Raw genomic sequence first — 220 nt, forward strand, 5'->3', positions numbered from 1 at the left:
ATTAGATTTTAATTCTAAAAGATTAAGTTCTAATTCAGATAGATTAGGTTTTAGTTTACTTTCATTTTGCAAGTTACCGTAACTTTCATTTTGCAAGTTACCATAACTTTCCTGTTTTTCTTGATGTTTTTGAGCTTTTTTTTGATTAGTAACTTTCTTTTCTTTACGGAGTTCATTAATTGCATTAATATACTCCCAGCGCTCCTGTAAAACTGTAGGT

General features: G+C 28.6%; 1 pseudogene. It reads right to left on the reverse strand.

Features of this window, described 5'->3' with window-relative positions:
• A pseudogene (locus MR107_RS31055) lies at positions 1-220 on the reverse strand (hypothetical protein); the annotation flags it as partial.

The sequence above is a fragment of the Bacillus cereus group sp. BfR-BA-01441 genome (genome assembly GCF_022663075.1).
In the GTDB taxonomy this organism is placed as follows: domain Bacteria; phylum Bacillota; class Bacilli; order Bacillales; family Bacillaceae_G; genus Bacillus_A; species Bacillus_A cereus.